At 50.6% G+C, this 17639-nt stretch carries 17 protein-coding genes; 14 read left to right on the top strand and 3 right to left on the bottom strand.

All coding sequences use genetic code 11. The features are described 5' to 3' along the window. The first annotated feature begins 1 nt into the window (after position 1). The 3 genes from U0008_RS14185 (at position 2) to mlaA (ending at position 2579) form a co-directional block, all read left to right on the top strand. Positions 2-481, top strand: a complete 480-nt coding sequence (locus U0008_RS14185) for a cytochrome c-type biogenesis protein (protein WP_369828323.1) — start codon at positions 2-4, stop codon at positions 479-481. Between the two features lie 2 nt (positions 482-483). Beyond that, complete coding sequence (gene ccmI, locus U0008_RS14180; RefSeq protein WP_043494269.1) at positions 484-1695, top strand: c-type cytochrome biogenesis protein CcmI; 1212 nt, start codon at positions 484-486, stop codon at positions 1693-1695. Between the two features lie 122 nt (positions 1696-1817). Beyond that, a complete protein-coding gene (mlaA, locus tag U0008_RS14175; protein ID WP_043494267.1) occupies positions 1818-2579 on the top strand; it encodes a phospholipid-binding lipoprotein MlaA in 762 nt (253 codons plus the stop codon). Between the two features lie 117 nt (positions 2580-2696). Here mlaA and fadL read toward each other — a convergent pair whose 3' ends face one another. Further along, positions 2697-4019, bottom strand: coding sequence for a long-chain fatty acid transporter FadL (fadL, locus tag U0008_RS14170; RefSeq protein WP_043494264.1), 1323 nt, complete (start codon positions 4017-4019; stop codon positions 2697-2699). Between the two features lie 404 nt (positions 4020-4423). Here fadL and U0008_RS14165 point away from each other — a divergent pair, with 404 nt between their 5' ends. The 4 genes from U0008_RS14165 to sixA all read left to right on the top strand — a co-directional run bounded on the left by U0008_RS14165 (position 4424) and on the right by sixA (position 9415). Then, positions 4424-4720, top strand: a complete 297-nt coding sequence (locus U0008_RS14165) for a YfcZ/YiiS family protein (RefSeq protein WP_080723956.1) — start codon at positions 4424-4426, stop codon at positions 4718-4720. 358 nt (positions 4721-5078) lie between these two features. Continuing rightward, positions 5079-6407, top strand: a complete 1329-nt coding sequence (fadI, locus tag U0008_RS14160; RefSeq protein ID WP_043494262.1) for an acetyl-CoA C-acyltransferase FadI — start codon at positions 5079-5081, stop codon at positions 6405-6407. After that, on the top strand, positions 6407-8554 hold the full coding sequence (gene fadJ / locus U0008_RS14155; protein WP_043494260.1) for a fatty acid oxidation complex subunit alpha FadJ: 2148 nt from the start codon (positions 6407-6409) through the stop codon (positions 8552-8554). The genes fadI and fadJ overlap by 1 nt, the downstream gene beginning before the upstream one ends. Positions 8555-8932: 378 nt before the next feature. Beyond that, entirely contained in the window at positions 8933-9415 is a 483-nt protein-coding gene (gene sixA / locus U0008_RS14150; protein WP_043494257.1) for a phosphohistidine phosphatase SixA, read from the top strand. Between the two features lie 61 nt (positions 9416-9476). On the opposite strand, the gene smrB is transcribed toward sixA, so the two are convergent. Further along, positions 9477-10019: an endonuclease SmrB gene (smrB, locus tag U0008_RS14145; protein WP_040045550.1), complete on the bottom strand. Its 543-nt coding sequence runs from the start codon at positions 10017-10019 to the stop codon at positions 9477-9479. Positions 10020-10261: 242 nt separating this feature from the next. Here smrB and prmB point away from each other — a divergent pair, with 242 nt between their 5' ends. From prmB to hypT, 7 genes are all read left to right on the top strand, one after another. Next, positions 10262-11194 (top strand): 50S ribosomal protein L3 N(5)-glutamine methyltransferase, encoded by a 933-nt coding sequence (prmB, locus tag U0008_RS14140; protein ID WP_025797764.1) that lies wholly within the window; start codon positions 10262-10264, stop codon positions 11192-11194. A 138-nt stretch (positions 11195-11332) separates the two neighbouring features. Then, positions 11333-12418 carry a chorismate synthase gene (aroC, locus tag U0008_RS14135; protein WP_025797766.1) on the top strand — a complete coding sequence of 362 codons (1086 nt, stop codon included), beginning with the start codon at positions 11333-11335 and terminating at the stop codon, positions 12416-12418. A gap of 46 nt (positions 12419-12464) precedes the next feature. After that, positions 12465-13292, top strand: a complete 828-nt coding sequence (gene mepA / locus U0008_RS14130; protein WP_043494287.1) for a penicillin-insensitive murein endopeptidase — start codon at positions 12465-12467, stop codon at positions 13290-13292. 290 nt (positions 13293-13582) lie between these two features. Continuing rightward, positions 13583-14263 carry a nucleoside recognition domain-containing protein gene (locus U0008_RS14125; protein WP_025797770.1) on the top strand — a complete coding sequence of 227 codons (681 nt, stop codon included), beginning with the start codon at positions 13583-13585 and terminating at the stop codon, positions 14261-14263. Between the two features lie 4 nt (positions 14264-14267). Further along, positions 14268-14732 carry a YjiG family protein gene (locus U0008_RS14120; RefSeq protein ID WP_043494253.1) on the top strand — a complete coding sequence of 155 codons (465 nt, stop codon included), beginning with the start codon at positions 14268-14270 and terminating at the stop codon, positions 14730-14732. Positions 14733-14745: 13 nt separating this feature from the next. Then, positions 14746-15909 (top strand): beta-aspartyl-peptidase, encoded by a 1164-nt coding sequence (iadA, locus tag U0008_RS14115; protein ID WP_043494251.1) that lies wholly within the window; start codon positions 14746-14748, stop codon positions 15907-15909. Positions 15910-15987: 78 nt separating this feature from the next. Then, positions 15988-16884, top strand: a complete 897-nt coding sequence (gene hypT, locus U0008_RS14110) for a hypochlorite stress DNA-binding transcriptional regulator HypT (protein WP_043494248.1) — start codon at positions 15988-15990, stop codon at positions 16882-16884. Here hypT and cuyB read toward each other — a convergent pair. Then, the gene (gene cuyB, locus U0008_RS14105; protein WP_043494245.1) at positions 16867-17604 is read right to left on the bottom strand and encodes a cysteate racemase; all 738 of its coding nucleotides are present in this window, start codon (positions 17602-17604) and stop codon (positions 16867-16869) included. The two genes, hypT and cuyB, sit on opposite strands and share 18 nt — an antisense overlap. Between the last annotated feature and the right edge of the window lie 35 nt (positions 17605-17639).

The following is a 17639-nucleotide window of genomic DNA, read 5'->3' as shown; positions in this document are numbered from 1 at the left end:
AATGCTACGATGGGTTAGTGCGCTGGCGGGCATTATGCTTTCGGTGAGCGCATGGGCAGCCATAGATACCTATAGCTTTAAAAGCGTGGAACAAGAGCAGCAGTATCGTGAGTTAACCGAACAGCTGCGCTGTCCAAAATGCCAGAACAACAGCATCGCAGATTCTAACGCTATCATCGCCTCCGATATGCGTCAGAAAGTGTATGAGCTGATGGAAAAGGGCTACACCAACAAGCAGATTACTGAATATATGGTGGCGCGTTATGGCAACTTCGTCACCTATGAGCCGCCGTTAACCGCAGCGACCCTTATTCTTTGGGCTGGCCCTGCGCTGTTTGTTTTACTGGGCGCAATCGTGGTGATTACCCGAGCACGCCGTCGCCGTCCTAACGAGCCTGAGGTATCGAGCAGCGAGACGCTCAGCGAGGCCGAGAAACAACGTTTAAACCAGCTACTTAACGACAGCGACAGGGAACATTAATAATGGCTTTTTGGTTGATAGTTTTAGTTTTGTTGATTATCGCTGCCGCATTATTGCTGGTTCCAGTGCTACGTCAGCCTCAGCGCGATCTGCCGGAAGATCGCGATCGCCTTAATACGCGTTTTTACCATCAGCGTTTGCAAGAGCTTGAGCAAGACGAAGAGCAGGGCGTGGTGGCTGAGCGTCAGGTGATGATTGAGGAGCTACAGCAAAACCTGCTGTCTGATGTTCCTGATGCACAAGCGGCGAAACCTGAGCCGTTAAACCGCTGGGTTTTACTGCCGGGCGTGGTTATTTTGGTGCTGATTTCCGTTGGTTTTTATCTTAAAACCGGCGGTCTGGCGCAGGTTCAGGGCTGGAATTTGGTCATGAGCGAAATGCCTTCCCTGCGTGAGCGCGTGATGAATGAAGATAAGCAGCCGCTGACGATGGAAGAGATTGCGCGTTTAGGATTAGGCTTGCGTACCGAGCTGCAAACCGATCCGCGCAATGTGGCTGACTGGGTAATGTTAGGCCGTATCGGTATGGCGCTGAATAATGCAACGACCGCAACTCAGGCGTTTTCTCATGCGTATCAATTAGCACCGAATGAGCCGGAAGTAGCACTGGGCTACGCTGAAGTGCTTACTCGCTCCAACGATCCGGAAGATAATAAGCAAGCGGCGGATATGTTGGGCAATATGATGGCGCGCAACCATCAAGATGTGCGGGTTCTCAGCTTGTTAGCCTTTAATGCTTTCGAGCAGGGTGACTATAAGAAAGCAATCGGTGCGTGGGAGATGATGCTGCGCGTGTTGCCGGAAAATGATAGCCGCCGCGAAGTGTTAAAGCGCAGCATTGAGCAAGCCAAAGCGCAGTCTGGTGAGGATAATACGCAGCTGAGTGTCACGATTAATCTGCCACCGGATGTCGAACGCCAATTGCCGCCCACGGCGGTACTGGTGGTGTCTGTAACCGATGGCGTTGCGCCTATTCCTGTGGCGGTTAAACAACTGCCTTTGGGGCATTTCCCGGTTACGGTATCGTTATCCGATGCGAATGCCATGATGCCCGAGCGTTTGCTTTCGGCACAAAAGCAGGTGAAGGTGCGTGCGCGGATCTCTCGAGATGGTTTAGCCAATCCGCAACCGGGTGACTGGTTCGGTGAAAGTGCGGTTATGCCCTATAATAAAGAGAGTCAGATTAGCGTACAGATTGATCATCAAGTACCATAAATCGTCTGTTGCAAAGACCTAAGCATCTGGGCATAAGAACGATCAGAATAAAAATATGAGGATCGCTGACGGCAGAGTCAATTTTCAGCCGGTTATCAGCGGTCCCTTTTCATGGAGAAGATATGAAACTTCGGCTGACAGGAGTGGCTCTGGCAAGCGTATTGCTGGCGGGGTGTGCGTCTAGTTCATCTAAACCAGAAGCTCAGGGGCGATCTGACCCGTTAGAGGGTTTTAACCGCGCGATGTTTAGCGTGAACTATGACTATCTAGACCCGTATGTACTGCGTCCTGTCGCCGTCGCTTGGCGAGACTACGTACCCGTGCCTGCAAGAACCGGTATCTCGAACTTCACCAGCAACCTTGAAGAACCGGCTAGCATGGTGAACAGCTTCCTTGAAGGCAAGGTTTACGATGGCTTCGTGCACTTTAACCGCTTCTTCCTGAATACTATTTTAGGTATGGGCGGCTTCATTGATGTTGCCACGATGGCGAATCCTAAGTTAGCGAAGCAGGAGCCGCATCGTTTTGGTAGCACGCTAGGTTATTACGACGTGCCTTATGGCCCGTATGTTGTGCTTCCGGGTTACGGCAGCGTGACGCCACGTCAGGACGGCGGTGACTACGTTGACTATCTGTATCCAACCTTAAGCTGGCTGACATTCTGGATGTCTGCGGGTAAATGGGTGGTTGAAGGTATCGAAACGCGTGCACAGTTACTGGATTCTGATGGCCTGCTGAAAAATTCTTCAGATCCTTATATCTTTATGCGCGAAGCGTATTTCCAACGCTACGATTTCTTGGCAACCGGTGGACAGCTAACCGCGCCAATCAATCCGAATGCGTCCGCGATTCAGGATGACTTGAAAGATATCGATTCAAACTGACGCTAAGCTTGATGTGAGAAAGCGCCTTAGGGCGCTTTTTTTATGCCTGAAACTTATATTTTCCCAAACAAAAAAGCGCCCAGAAGGGCGCTTTTAGATAGCGATGCGTTTTAAAAATTAGAACGCGTAGTTGAAGTTAGCGCCGTACAGCCACGCTTTACCTTCAGACTTGAACTCGTATGGACCTTCGTTGATGGTCACTTTTGAGCCGTGCATATAGGAAACACCTACGTCAACAGAAGCATCTTTGTTGAAGGCGTAGCTGGTACCCGCACTGATCCATGCGCGATCCTGATCGGGAATCGAGATAGAACGAGTACCGGCTGGTACTGGGCTATCATCGAACGCGATACCGGTACGGAAGGTCCAGTTGTCGTCGTAGAAGTAAGTGGTACCGATCGCGATGCGGTAAGCATCTTTGAAGCCTTCGTCTTTATAGAACAGCGTCTGGCCGTTAGAACCTTTCGCTTTCAGTTCTTGGAACTGGCTCCAGCTGGTGTATGCCAGGCTGTAGTGAACGGCCCACTGTGGCGCCACTTTGTGGTAACCAGAGACTTCCCACATTTCAGGCAGGTTTAAGGTCAGAGAACCTGGAACGGTTCTGCCATCGGTACCCGCAGGCAGACCAATCATTGAACCAATGCCGTTCAGAGAAGATGGCAGGTCGCTTTTGTAATCACCGTCGAAGTCGATTTTGACTTCTGAACGATAGGTAAAGCCGAAGCGGTTGTTTTCATCCACTTCATAAAGGATACCTGCGTTCCAACCAAAGCCCCACTCATCACCTTTCAGGTGGCTGATCTGAGTATTCGCAGGGATTTGTGCGACCTGGCCCGCAAGAGCAGGTGGCAACTTGCCTGAACCTGCAATCAGCAGCGGCAGGTCACCTGCGTAGCGGTCAATCTTAGCCTTGGCGTAGACCGCATCAAAGCCTAAACCGAAGCTGAAATGCTCGTTGGCACGGTATGCTGCGCTCAGGTTCAGGTTAGCAGTGGTCAGGTCGGTAGTACCGCCCATAGAGCCTGCTGCGTAGTTATCGTTAAACTCGGTTGCCAGACCATAGTTAGAGGTGACAGACGCGCCTACGGCCCATTGGTCGTTGATCGGCTGTACGTAATGGAAGTTAGGTACCCATGCGGTTGGTGCGATGTTTTTCGCGTTCAGGCTCTGACCGCTTGGAGAACGACCAGAGATATCAACGTCTGGATCGATGAATACGCCGCCGATAGACATCGCTGGGCGATCGTACATGCTCAATAGTGCCGGGTTGCGACTGGCAGATGCCGGGGTATCTGCGATGGCGCCTTCACCGGAATAGGCTCGGCCCAAGCCAGCGGCTGAGAACTCATTCAGCTGGAAACCAGCGGCATTGACGTTTGATGAAAGCAGTGCCACTGCTGCAGCTAATGCTGACTTAGTAAACAGGTTTTTCTGGCGCATGACCGAAACCTCATTATTGTGTGTTTTATTTAAACTATGTTGCGTACTGTAACAAGGAGCGCGGATTGTAGGGTCCGAGTTCGATCTGACAAATCAGACCAGTGAGCTGAGTATAGGTCTGACCTCTTGGTATGTTGCAAGAATGTTTATTAAATATTTCCAAATTGATTCAAGAAAAGAGATCTCTGTAACAAAAAACAACGGAACTAATAAAGAACTGATTACAAGTGCGGAGAAATAACCGCCAAATAATGTGATTTTGCTCACTTAATGTCATTCATCTGGCATATCACTAGTCTCTGTGGTGGGAGAGGAGTAAAATACCCACAGTTTTTATATTTTTTGAGCCAGATCATAATTGGCGATATAAAAGGGGTTCATTCCCCATCGAGGAGATGATTGAAATGACTGATGCTATTAAAAAATGCAGTGCACAAGAAACAGCCGCTTGCTGTTGCGTTGATGTCGGCACCATCATGGATAACACCGACTGCACCGCATCCTATAGCAATGTATTTGCTACGGAAGCTGATGCGAAAGCCATGCTGGAACAGCTGACACAAAAAGCACGTGGTATTGAATCAGACCCATGTGAAATTAAGAGCAACATCACTAAAACAGCAGAAAGCTATGCGCTGACCGTTGATTTTGCTTTTGCCTGTGAAGCTGAAACTCTAATTTTCCAACTTGGCCTGCGTTAATCGCATCGCGTGAGTTGGTCGTATTTTAAGCGTGGCTTAGGCCGCGCTTTTTTTATATTTAAATAAAGCCGCTAATGTGCCTGTATTTCTATTTTTATCCGTGCATATATTCACTAGCTATATTATTTCCTCGAAATCTATTCTCCTTCTCCCACATTCTCTGTGAATAAGAAACCTGCTTCTGGTCTCAGTTCTTACGTTTTGTTGTTTGCTAAATGTAAAAATTGAGTTAAGAATTTACGCTATCAGGTCAGACCTGTTAACTGAAAGCGAGATGCGAATCATGTTCGCCCCACGTTCATCGTTCAGGGTTTGGTAACAATTTTGGTATTTTTAGCGTATTGCGCAGGAGCACAAAATGAGTCAGGCACTTCCTTTGTCATCCCCATTGGCTCTGACGACTCGCACAGGCGATCGCATCGCGATTGTGCAGGGACTAAGAACGCCCTTTGCTCGTCAAGCGACGGCGTTTCATGGCATTCCTGCCGTTGATTTAGGCAAAATGGTCGTGAGTGAATTACTGGCTCGCAGCAATATTTCTCCTGAGGCTATCGATCAACTGGTGTTTGGGCAGGTGGTGCAAATGCCAGAAGCACCGAATATTGCACGAGAAATTGTTTTAGGTACCGGAATGAGCATTCATACCGACGCTTACAGCGTATCGCGAGCCTGTGCCACCAGTTTTCAGGCAATAGCCAACGTGGCAGAGAGCATTATGGCGGGTACCATTTCTGTGGGTATTGCGGGGGGCGCTGATTCGTCCTCGGTTCTCCCCATTGGCGTTAGCAAGGCACTGGCGCGCACGCTGGTCGATGCCAACAAAGCGCGCACGTTGTCCCAACGTTTGAAATTATTCAGCAAGCTGAAGCTACGCGATCTCCTGCCGGTGCCTCCTGCGGTTGCGGAGTATTCAACCGGGCTGCGTATGGGCGACACCGCGGAACAGATGGCAAAAAGCCATCACATTAGCCGAGAAGAACAGGACGCCTTGGCGCATCGCTCGCATACCTTAGCGGCGAAAGCGTGGGAATCAGGCGTTTTGCGCGATGAAGTTATCACTGCCTATATTCCGCCTTACAAGCAGTCGCTCGATAAAGACAATAACGTGCGCAGCGATTCTTCTATGGCCTCTTATAGCAAACTTAAACCCGCCTTCGATCGCCGCCACGGTAGCGTAACGGCGGCGAACAGTACGCCATTAACCGATGGTGCCGCCGCGGTGCTGATGATGAGTGAATCACGCGCGCGTGAGCTGGGGTTAGTCCCGTTAGGCTATCTGCGCAGCTTTGCATTCTCTGCGATCGATGTTTGGGAGGATATGCTGCTTGGGCCGTCGTATGCGACGCCGCTGGCATTAGATCGCGCCGGTATCACGTTGCAGGATCTCACCCTGATTGATATGCATGAAGCTTTTGCATCACAAACGTTGGCGAATTTAAAAATGTTTGCCAGCGATGAGTTTGCGCGCGAAAAATTGGGCCGCCCGCAGGCGATTGGTGAAGTCGATATGAATAAGTTCAACGTATTAGGTGGCTCTATTGCGTATGGACATCCTTTTGCCGCAACCGGAGCGCGCATGATCACACAGACGCTGAATGAATTACGCCGTCGCGGCGGAGGGCTTGGGCTGACGACCGCCTGCGCCGCGGGTGGGCTCGGTGCTGCCATGATCGTGGAGGTGGAATAATGTCAGTTCAGGAAAACCTCGCCATGCAAGAAACTCAGCCGAGCGCTTTTCGTTTTAGCGTGGTAGACAACGATATCGGTGTGATTACCATCGATGTGCCCGGCGAGCGCGTGAATACGCTTAAAGCAGAATTTGTGCAGCAGATCGAAGACGTGTTGCAACAGGCGCAAACGCACAAGTTACAGGGCATTGTGATTATTTCTGGAAAGCCGGATTCATTTATTGCCGGTGCGGATATCACCATGCTTGATGCCTGCCAAAGTGAGCAACAGGCGCGCTCATTGGCACAAAAAGGGCAGGTTACGCTGGCGAAGATCGCCGCGCTTTCCATTCCTGTGGTCGCGGCTATCCACGGCGCTTGCTTAGGCGGCGGCTTGGAGCTGGCATTAGCCTGTCATCGTCGTATTTGTTCACTGGATGATAAAACCGCACTAGGCCTGCCAGAAGTACAGCTTGGTTTGCTGCCTGGCTCAGGCGGTACTCAGCGATTGCCGCGTTTGATCGGCGCTTCGCAGGCCTTAGATTTGATGCTGACCGGTAGGCATGTGCGTGCGAAACAGGCATTGAAAATGGGGCTGGTCGATGACACAGTTCCTGCTTCGATTCTGTTGGAAAGCGCGATCCAATTGGCGCGGCAGGGATGGCGTACCCGCCCTGAACTGCCAGTGATCGAACGTCTGCTTAACGGGCCATTAGGGCGTTCGCTGCTGTTTAGCATCGTGCGTAAGAAGACATTAGCCAAGACGCAGGGCAACTATCCGGCGGCGGAAAAAATTATTCAGGTGGTGCGCCAAGGGTTAGAACACGGTAGCGCCAGTGGTTATGAAGCTGAAGCGAAGGCATTTGGTGAGCTGGTTATGACGCCAGAGTCTGCGGCGTTACGTAGCCTGTTCTTCGCTTCTACATCGCTGAAAAAAGAGGCTGGAGGTGCCGCAAAACCGCATGCATTACATCATATCGGCGTATTAGGCGGCGGGCTGATGGGCGGCGGTATTGCCTGTGTTACGGCCACGCGCGGCGGATTGCCGGTGCGTATCAAAGATATCAGCGAGCAGGGAATTAGCCACGCACTCAGCTACAGCTGGGATACGTTGACCAAGCGGGTTCGCGCTCGTCGTATGCGCCCGGCTGAGAGACAAAAGCAGATGCAGTTGTTATCCGGCTGCACGGATTACAGCGGATTTAATCAGATGGACGTGGTGATAGAGGCGGTGTTTGAGGATCTGAAACTCAAACAGCAAATGGTGGCTGATATTGAACAATATGGTGCCGCGCATACTGTCTTTGCCTCGAATACGTCATCGCTGCCGATTAGTCAGATTGCGGCGCAGGCACAACGGCCTGAGCAGGTGATCGGCCTGCACTATTTCAGTCCGGTAGACAAAATGCCGCTGGTGGAGGTGATCCCACATGCAGGAACCAGCGAGCAAACTATTGCGACCACGGTGGCATTGGCGCACAAGCAGGGCAAAACGGCGATTGTCGTCGGCGATCGTGCCGGTTTTTACGTAAACCGCATTTTGGTTCCCTATATCAGCGAAGCGGCACGCTGTTTATTAGAAGGGGAGTCCATCAATGGCATCGATCAGGCGATGCTGAAAGGCGGCTTCCCTGTGGGGCCATTTGCGTTGTTGGACGAAGTGGGTATTGACGTGGGCACCAAAATCATTCCCATTCTGGTGGCTGAACTGGGCGAGCGCTTTGCGGCACCCGCGGCGTTTGATGCCTTGATTAAAGATAACCGTAAAGGGCGTAAGAACGGCCGCGGTTTTTATCTCTATAAAGCCAAAGGGAAAAAGGGCAAGAAAGAGGTTGATACCTCAGTTTATTCATTGCTCGGTGTGACGCCGAAACCACAAATGAGTGACGCAGATATTTTTCAGCGTTGCGTGATGCTGATGCTCAACGAAGCTGCTCGCTGTTTAGATGAAGGGATTATTCGCAGCGCCAGAGATGGCGATATTGGTGCCGTTTTTGGCATCGGTTTCCCTCCGTTTTTGGGTGGGCCATTCCGTTATATGGACCGTTTAGGCATTGATAACGTGATTGAGATATTGCAGACGCTCAGTGTGCGCCATGGAACACATTTCACGCCGTGTGAGAGATTGTTGCGGATGAAAGAGCAAAATCAGCGCTTTTATTCGTAATTCGTAGAGTTTCATATAAAACTGCATGTTGCTTGGTTGCAAGCATTTATCTGGGAATGAGAGGTCGATCACTGCTTGCAACTCTTTCATTGTTTGCCTCTATACAGGCAATTCTGTGCAAGGTAATTTACGGCCTTGGACTGACGGTATCGGTGCTGATGCGCTGAGCGGCGTTTCGTAGTATATTTAGATATTGGATAAAAGATAAACAGCAGTTATGTGTGCTGTTATCAATACCCACGTGGATGTTTTCAGTCCGCGTGACTAACGCGCGGTAAAATTAGCGTGTTAATTCTGTGTCGAATCAGGCAGAATGCCCGACCGTCAAATGCCCTCTGGCCTGACGGTACAGGATTCAGCCAACAATAGCGGTGCAATATGCAAGTTTTTATTATGCGTCATGGTGAGGCCGCTCTTGAAGCAGCTAGCGATTCAATTAGGCCTCTGACGACCCGTGGTCACGATGAATCAGTCTGTATGGCCTCTTGGCTACAGACGCAATCATGCAAAATTGAAAAGGTGTTAGTGAGCCCTTATCTGCGAGCCCAGCAAACGCTGGCGGCAGTACGTGAAGGCTTAGCATTACCTGAAAATGTTGAGGTCATGCCAGAGCTAACGCCAGGCGGCGATCCCGCTATGGTCGGATGCTATCTAGAAGCGTTAGCGAAAACCGGTGTTGGCAGCGTGTTGGTGATTTCACATCTGCCTTTGGTTGGCTATTTGGTTTCTGAGCTCTGTCCAGAAGAAGCCCCGCCGATGTTTGCAACGTCTGCGATTGCCGGTGTCTCTTTCGATATCAGCACCGAACGCGGCGTATTTGACTGGCAGGTTGGGCCTGCGCAGGTCTTGGCGAAAGTTTAGCGTTCTCTTTTTGGCAATCTGCTTTTGGCAATGTGGCGGTCATCGCCGCCACACCCATCGATTACCGACGTTCTTCCCGCTCATCAATTTCAATCAACACTAACAACGCTGCATCGCCGCCCCATTCGCGGGACGCTTGGTGAAAGGCGATTACGTCTGGATGCTGAGCAAGCCAAAGCGGCGTTTGTTGTTTAAGAATATGTTTGCCGTGACCGTGCATGACGCAGGCGCAATGCACATGTTCCCGCCGACATGCTGCGATCAGCGCGCCCAGTTCCTGCTTTGCCTGCAGCTGAGTTAAACCATGCAAATCTAAAAACAGCTCGGGTGAATAATCTCCGCGCCGCAGTTTTTTAAGCTCAAAATGGCTGGCATCGGGGCGGATATAACGCATCGGCCCTTCGCTATCTAACTGTGGCTGAAATTCATCTGAGAAATAGAAGCTGGCATCAATTTGCTCTTGCAGCATTTTTTCTGGCGCTATTTTGCGTGTACTGCGCTTAGGCTTGTGTACCACGGTGTCTTGCGCGATCTTACGTGCTCCACTGATGGACTCACGAAAAAGGGCGGCATCTTCACCGCTGATTGTTTTATTTTTCTTCATTATTAATCTGCCTTAGTCACTCTTACACGTAGTGTATCTAAACTTCACGCAGCATCTAAGAAAAACTCGTCGCCAATCTTTCCGCAGCGATAGGCGCTCATATCCATGCCAGCTATATTCCTGCTGATTTGTGGGGCTCTTCATGGCAAACTACGGGATTGCTTACTTTTCTCATTATTGAGACTTCATGACCGCTTTTACGGCGCGCATGGGGTCAAAGAACAGGTCTGTTGGAGGCTAATTTGGACAAGATTTTCGTCGATGAAGCGGTGAATGAGCTGCACACCATTCAAGATATGCTGCGCTGGACCGTCAGTCGTTTTAATGCAGCGAATATCTATTATGGTCACGGCACTGATAATCCGTGGGACGAAGCCGTGCAACTGGTGCTGCCGACCTTATACCTGCCAATGGATATTCCTGAAGATATGCGCTCTGCGCGTCTAACGTTGAGCGAACGTCATCGCATCGTTGAGCGCGTGATCCGTCGCGTTAACGACCGTATTCCGGTTGCCTATCTGACCAACAAAGCGTGGTTCTGTGGGCATGAATTCTATGTGGATGAGCGCGTGTTGGTTCCGCGCTCTCCAATTGGTGAACTGATCGACAACCGTTTCAGCGGCATTATCGACCATAACCCAAGCCACATTTTAGATATGTGCACCGGCAGCGGCTGCATTGCGATTGCTTGCGCCTATGCATTCCCAGAAGCCGAAGTTGACGCCGTTGATATTTCAACGGACGTTCTGTCTGTCACCGAGCAAAATATTCAGGAGCATGGTCTGGATCAAAGCGTTACGCCGATCCGCTCCGATCTGTTCCGCGAGTTGCCGCCGCTGCAATACGATCTGATCGTCACTAATCCGCCGTATGTGGATGAAGAAGATATGTCTGATCTACCGGAAGAGTTCCGCTTCGAGCCAGAATTGGGCTTGGCCGCGGGCAGCGATGGACTGAAACTGACGCGTCGCATTCTGGCCTGTGCGCCTGATTATCTTACCGATGATGGCGTGCTGATTTGCGAAGTGGGTAACAGCATGGTTCACCTGATGGATCAGTACCCAGAAATTCCATTTGTATGGTTAGAGTTTGAAAACGGCGGCGACGGCGTCTTCATGTTGACCAAACAGCAACTGATCGACTGTGCACCGCACTTCGCGCTCTACCGTTCGTAGAAACAGGTTACGCGTGCAAATCGCGCAGGTATGCGCCTCTTCTTATTGAAAAGGAGAGGCAGAGCGACCCTGCGCGATTCATGACACTAAAACACAACATTCATCTGCAAGTCAGAAAACAACGCTAAGGAGCCGCGCATGGCAGGCAATAGCATTGGGCAATTTTTCCGTGTCACCACGTTCGGTGAATCACATGGTATCGCATTAGGTTGTATCGTTGACGGCGTGCCACCGGGCATTCCTTTGACCGAAGCCGATCTCCAGCACGATTTAGATCGCCGCCGTCCGGGGACTTCGCGCTATACCACGCAGCGCCGTGAACCCGATCAGGTGCGTATTCTTTCTGGGGTGTTTGAAGGTATTACCACCGGCACCAGCATTGGGCTAATGATTGAAAATACCGACCAGCGTTCGCAAGATTACGGCGCTATTAAAGATCTATTCCGTCCTGGCCATGCGGATTACACCTACGAACAAAAATACGGTACGCGCGATTACCGCGGTGGCGGCCGTTCTTCTGCGCGTGAAACTGCGATGCGCGTTGCTGCAGGCGCGATTGCCAAAAAATACTTAAAAGAAAAATACGGCGTTCAGATCCGTGGATGCTTGACTCAGATGGGTGATATCACCTGTGAAATCAAAGATTGGGAACAGGTAGAACAAAACCCGTTCTTTTGTCCCGATCCTTCTCAGCTCGAAAATTTAGACGAACTGATGCGCGCGCTGAAAAAAGAGGGCGACTCCATCGGGGCTAAAGTGACCGTGGTTGCTGAACAAGTTCCCGTGGGTTTAGGCGAACCGGTGTTCGATCGTTTAGATGCGGATTTAGCCCATGCGCTGATGAGCATCAATGCGGTTAAAGGCGTTGAAATTGGTGATGGTTTCGCGGTTGTGAATAAGCGCGGCAGTGAAAATCGCGATGAAATTACGCCGGAAGGTTTTCAAAGCAACCACGCTGGCGGCATTTTGGGCGGCATTAGTAGCGGACAGGATATTGTTGCGCACTTAGCCTTAAAGCCGACGTCTAGCATCATGGTGCCGGGCAGAACGATCAATCGCCAAGGCGAAGCCGTTGAAATGGTGACGCGTGGGCGTCACGATCCGTGCGTTGGGATCCGTGCGGTGCCGATTGCGGAAGCGATGATGGCGATCGTGCTGATGGATCATTTGCTGCGTCAACGTGCGCAGTGTGGGGACGTAATTTCTAACGTTCCTCGTTTCTAAATGGCCTTGGGCTCATTTTGATGATGGGTTGTCTTTTATGCAAAGAATGAAGCATTACATGGCGGGTTTGTTTGCGCTAGCCGTCAGCGCACAAGCGATGGCGCTCACGCCGTGGCAGCAAATTACTCAGCCCGTGCCGGGAGCGGCGCAGGCGATTGGTGGTTTCGCCAATGGTTGTATCGTAGGAGCGAACCCGTTGCCGCTACAGGCCAATGATTATCAGGTGATGCGTCCTGATCAGCACCGCTACTATGGCCATCCAGATTTATTAGCGTTTATTAACCGTTTGGCGGGAGAAGTGAATCAACGCCAAATGGGGACGCTGCTGATTGGGGATATGGCGATGCCTGCCGGTGGGCGTTTCAACGGCGGCCATGCGAGCCACCAATCTGGCCTAGACGTTGATATTTGGCTACAGCTGCCTAAACAGCGCTGGAGCCAGCAACAGCTTTTGAAGCCAACGCCGATTGATTTAGTGGCGGTGAATGGCCGCAACGTGATCCCATCACAGTGGCGTCCTGAGACCGGTGAACTGATTAAGCTGGCGGCCAAAGATAACGAAGTGACGCGCATCTTTGTTAATCCAGCGATTAAACAAAAACTGTGTGACACCGCAGGCAGCGACCGTGATTGGTTGCGCAAGGTGCGACCTTGGTTTGCGCATCGCGCGCATATGCATGTGCGTTTGCGTTGTCCGGCAAATAGTCTGGAGTGCGAAGACCAAACACCACCACCGGCCGGTGATGGCTGTGGGGCGGAATTGGCAAGCTGGTTCCAGCCACCGCCTCCGGGCAGTAAACCATCAAGGCCATCTACGCCACCACCGTTGCCACCATCGTGTCAGGCATTGCTGGATAACCACTTTGCGGGTTAATTCAGTGAAATAAAAACGCTCCTATTATGGGGCGTTTTTTTATCGCTATCCCCCTTGTTATGCGTTTTTTGCATAGCAAAAACCATTCTTGCATTTTCCCACGTTATTCATCACATGCTATGTTCGAAATCGATCATCTGGCCATGCTATTTAAATTATTAAGCGCTCGGAGAAGTGCAGAATAGATTTTCATAAACATTATTAATCTATATCCCAAATAATTGACATTGCATCAAAACGGTAATTTCAAGTATGGCGGGATATATTTGCAAACACAGGGCAGGGAATATATGGCAAACCAAGAAGCAGAACTGGCAATACCCAGCCAGAAAATAAAAGTCACGTGGGTAGGCTACCTTTCATTTTTTCTCACCATTATTTTCTTTTCTGGTGTATTTTCCGGCAGCGATGGCTGGTGGCGAGTTTTTGATTTTACCGTTCTCAATGGTTCCTTCGGGCATGTAAACGGTGATAGTGCCAAGACAGCATTAACATTCCGAGGTGTAAATGGGACGGGCGCTAAAGATGGTTTTCTGTTTGCGCTTGAGTTGGCACCGTCGGTGATTTTATCGCTGGGAATTATTGCCGTTACCGATGGGCTCGGCGGTCTGCGCGCTGCCCAGCAGCTGATGACACCCATATTACGTCCTTTGCTGGGTATCCCCGGAATTTGTTCGCTGGCGCTGATTGCCAACCTACAAAATACCGATGCAGCAGCAGGGATGACCAAAGAACTGGCACAGGATGGTGAAATCACCGAGCAGGAAAAAGTTATTTTTGCCGCCTACCAAACCAGCGGAAGCGCCATTATTACTAACTATTTTTCATCAGGCGTCGCCGTATTTGCCTTTTTAGGAACGTCGGTAATTGTTCCACTTGGCGTTATTTTATTATTTAAATTTGTTGGTGCGAACATTCTGCGAATATATATCAATGTGGCTGAGCAGCGCGTAGTCAAAAATAAGGAATAAAACCATGACGGCTCAAGTACGTAAAAATGTGATGGATATGTTTATTGATGGCGCTCGGCGTGGCTTTACCATCGCAACAACGAATTTATTGCCTAACGTGGTGATGGCATTCGTTATTATTCAAGCATTGAAAATTACCGGATTGCTCACTTTAGTGGGCGACGTTTGTCAGCCGATAATGGCGCTATGGGGATTGCCCGGAGAGGCGGCGACGGTTTTGCTAGCGTCGTTGCTGAGCATGGGCGGTGCGGTTGGCGTTGCCGCCAGTTTAGTGACGGCGGCAACGCTCAGTGGACATGATGTCACGGTATTATTACCCGCCATCTATTTGATGGGAAATCCGGTACAAAACGTCGGGCGTTGCCTCGGTACGGCTGAAGTTAACGCCAAATATTATCCCCACATTATCGGCATTTGCGTGATTAATTCACTGCTGTCGATCTGGGTTATGCAACTGATTGTGAGATAACGAGGATCCGGAAATGGACTTAACTTCCGCAGGATTTATGTTGTTACGTGGGGCTCAGGTTTATGCACCTCAGTCATTGGGTGTGCAGGATGTGTTACTGGCATATGGCAAGATTTTAGCCGTTGCTCCGCAGATCCCGAGCGATGTTTTGCCCGACTGTAAAATTGTCGATCTAAACGGCTTGATACTTTGTCCCGGATTTATCGATCAGCATATTCATTTCATCGGCGGCGGCGGTGAAGCAGGGCCTGCCACGCGCACGCCGGAGGTGCGTTTATCAAAGCTGGTTGAGGCGGGCGTGACAACGGCCATTGGCCTGCTCGGCACAGATTCGGTAACGCGACATCCTGAGTCATTATTAGCAAAAACACGTGCGCTGAACGAAGAGGGGATCACCGCCTATATGTTGACGGGGGCCTACAGCATTCCGTCACCGACGATCACCGGCAGCATTGAGCGCGACGTGGCTTTGATTGACCGCGTTATCGGCGTGAAGTGCGCGGTATCCGATCACCGTTCTTCAGCGCCGCATGACGCCGCATTAGCGAACATGGCGGCTCAGTCACGGGTGGGTGGATTACTGGGTAACAAAGCGGGCATCAGCGTATTTCATATGGGAAGCAGCAAAAAAGGATTAGCGCCGCTCTACGCCATTCTGGAAAACAGCGATGTACCTATGAGCAAGCTGTTGCCGACCCACGTTAATCGCAGTGAAACCCTGTTTGATGCAGCCATCGAGTTTGCACTAAAAGGCGGGCATATCGATATCACCAGTGGGATCCCAGGCCCTGTCACGCCGTCACAGGCGGTGAAGCGAGCCGTAGACTCAGACGTCGCGCTGGATTTGCTCTCTGTGAGTTCTGACGGTAATGGCAGCCAGCCCGTCTTTGATGCACAAGGCAACCTCACCGGTATTGGTGTGGCGGGCTTTGAGAGCCTGTTAGAAACGCTGGTGGCATTGGTTCAAGTTCAAAATATGCCGCTTGCTGATGCGTTAGTTCCCTTTACCCGCAGCGTGGCAAAATTCCTTGGGTTGGAAAGCAAAGGTGAAATTGCGATGGGTAAAGACGCTGATTTCGTGGTGTTAACACCGGCGCTGGCAATTCATCAGGTTTATGCCCACGGGCGTCTGATGGTGCAAGAGGGCAAAGCCTGTGTGAAAGGAACCTTCGAATAACGGTTTGTCTGTTGTCGCGCCGATCCTCATGCTAATAGTATGTTTGGGAAGAGACTCGGTGCGACAACAGGAATTGAGATGAGCATTGTGCACAATATTGAAACGAAATGGCTGTATGATTTTTTAACCTTGGAAGAGTGCCGCAATTTTTCTCAGGCCGCAGTAAAGCGCAATCTGTCGCAGCCCGCTTTCAGCCGTCGAATTCGCTCCTTAGAACAGGCCGCAGGCGTCGAGCTATTCAACCGAGAAGTCTCCCCCCTACAGCTGACAGAACCCGGTAAGGTATTTCACTCACAGGTACGAAATTTATTACAGCAGCTTGAAAGCAACCTCACCGAGCTACGCGGCGGCAGCGATTTTATTGAGCACAAAATCAAAATAGCGGCTGCGCATTCATTATCCTTAGGACTGCTCCCCTCCATTGTGAAACAAATGCCGAGCCGGTTTGCCTACGCCGTTGAAGCGATAGATGTGGATAGCGCGGTTAACACGCTGCGTGAAGGGAAAAGCGACTTTATATTTTCCTATCACGACGAGTATTTATTACAGGCACCTTTCGCACATATTCGCTTATTCGAAGCCCAACTGTTTCCGGTTTGCGCCTGTGATGCGCTAGGACAGCCGCTCTACTCGTTGGAACAGCACGATTTTCCACTGCTAAATTACAGCCAAACGTCGTACATGGGACGTTTGGTCAATCGAATGTTGGCCAAAAATACGCATCTAAATTTTCGGACCGTATTTGTTTCATCGATGAGCGAGCTATTAAAGCAGGTTGCGCTAGATGGCTCTGGGGTGGCATGGCTGCCAGATTGTTTGATTTCACCTGAGTTGGCGCAGGGAACGTTGATACGTTTGGACGAAGAGGCGCTCACTATTCCTATTTATGCTTACGCGTACCGGATGGATACGCGTATGAGCATGACGGCGGAAAGCTTTTGGCGCGATCTGAAAAAACTATTCCACACCGAGTAATTCAGGGCGTTCAGCGGAAACCGTTTCCCCATTTTTTTCTTCGTACCAACGGATCGCTGCCCTCACCAGTGCGGCGGTTGAGTCAATAAAGGTACAGTTAAATCGGGCTACCTCGGTGTTGATAATCAGCGGGATTTCCGTACAGCCCATAATCAGCGTATCTACGCCGCGTTCAATCAACGCCTCAATCTGCGGGAATAACAATGTTTGAGACAGCAAAAGATCGCCTGCCTTGTAGGCATAGATCGCCTGCATCACCGCGCGCTGATGTTTCCCTTCAGGAACGAATAACGTTTTCCCCTGCTGCACCAGTTTGCGTTGGTAAAGCCCGGTAGCCAGCGTGGCGTCGGTTGCTAGCAATCCTACGGTTTGGCTGTGTTGAGGCAGTTCGGCCAATGTGGCATCCAGAATATTAATCATCTCGACATGTGCGCTGTGCTGAAGGCGTTCAAACCAGTAATGCGCGGTGTTGCAGGGAATGACGATGCACTCAGCGCCTGCGCCCTCGAGCATATGCAGATAGCGTTCAAGATAATCATAGGGTGAAGGACCACCGGAAAGCAGACACGCGCTGCGGTCGGGAATATCCGGGATCGAGCAGGCAATAATCGGAATATGCTGCTGATCTTGCCCTACATGCCGAAAATGCACGAATTTACTCAGCATATCTGCCGTGGCGGCGGGGCCCATTCCACCGAGAATACCTATTGTGTGTTGCATATATTCAACCTCACTGATCGTTTACTTGCTTCACA

This window comes from Hafnia alvei (assembly GCF_034424155.1).
Lineage (GTDB): Bacteria > Pseudomonadota > Gammaproteobacteria > Enterobacterales > Enterobacteriaceae > Hafnia > Hafnia alvei.
Note: the sequence above shows the minus strand (reverse complement) of the source record. Positions and strands in the feature narration are given on the sequence as shown.

Excerpts from the sequence above, each read along its gene's own strand:
- mepA (WP_043494287.1), top strand. The coding sequence starts at position 12,465 with ATGAAGCATTACATGGCGGGTTTGTTTGCGCTAGCCGTCAGCGCACAA.
- cuyB (WP_043494245.1), bottom strand. The coding sequence starts at position 17,604 with ATGCAACACACAATAGGTATTCTCGGTGGAATGGGCCCCGCCGCCACG.
- sixA (WP_043494257.1), top strand. The coding sequence starts at position 8,933 with ATGCAAGTTTTTATTATGCGTCATGGTGAGGCCGCTCTTGAAGCAGCT.
- fadJ (WP_043494260.1), top strand. The coding sequence starts at position 6,407 with ATGTCAGTTCAGGAAAACCTCGCCATGCAAGAAACTCAGCCGAGCGCT.
- U0008_RS14165 (WP_080723956.1), top strand. The coding sequence starts at position 4,424 with ATGACTGATGCTATTAAAAAATGCAGTGCACAAGAAACAGCCGCTTGC.
- iadA (WP_043494251.1), top strand. The coding sequence starts at position 14,746 with ATGGACTTAACTTCCGCAGGATTTATGTTGTTACGTGGGGCTCAGGTT.
- U0008_RS14185 (WP_369828323.1), top strand. The coding sequence starts at position 2 with ATGCTACGATGGGTTAGTGCGCTGGCGGGCATTATGCTTTCGGTGAGC.
- U0008_RS14120 (WP_043494253.1), top strand. The coding sequence starts at position 14,268 with ATGACGGCTCAAGTACGTAAAAATGTGATGGATATGTTTATTGATGGC.
- ccmI (WP_043494269.1), top strand. The coding sequence starts at position 484 with ATGGCTTTTTGGTTGATAGTTTTAGTTTTGTTGATTATCGCTGCCGCA.
- mlaA (WP_043494267.1), top strand. The coding sequence starts at position 1,818 with ATGAAACTTCGGCTGACAGGAGTGGCTCTGGCAAGCGTATTGCTGGCG.
- U0008_RS14125 (WP_025797770.1), top strand. The coding sequence starts at position 13,583 with ATGGCAAACCAAGAAGCAGAACTGGCAATACCCAGCCAGAAAATAAAA.
- fadI (WP_043494262.1), top strand. The coding sequence starts at position 5,079 with ATGAGTCAGGCACTTCCTTTGTCATCCCCATTGGCTCTGACGACTCGC.
- aroC (WP_025797766.1), top strand. The coding sequence starts at position 11,333 with ATGGCAGGCAATAGCATTGGGCAATTTTTCCGTGTCACCACGTTCGGT.
- smrB (WP_040045550.1), bottom strand. The coding sequence starts at position 10,019 with ATGAAGAAAAATAAAACAATCAGCGGTGAAGATGCCGCCCTTTTTCGT.
- hypT (WP_043494248.1), top strand. The coding sequence starts at position 15,988 with ATGAGCATTGTGCACAATATTGAAACGAAATGGCTGTATGATTTTTTA.
- fadL (WP_043494264.1), bottom strand. The coding sequence starts at position 4,019 with ATGCGCCAGAAAAACCTGTTTACTAAGTCAGCATTAGCTGCAGCAGTG.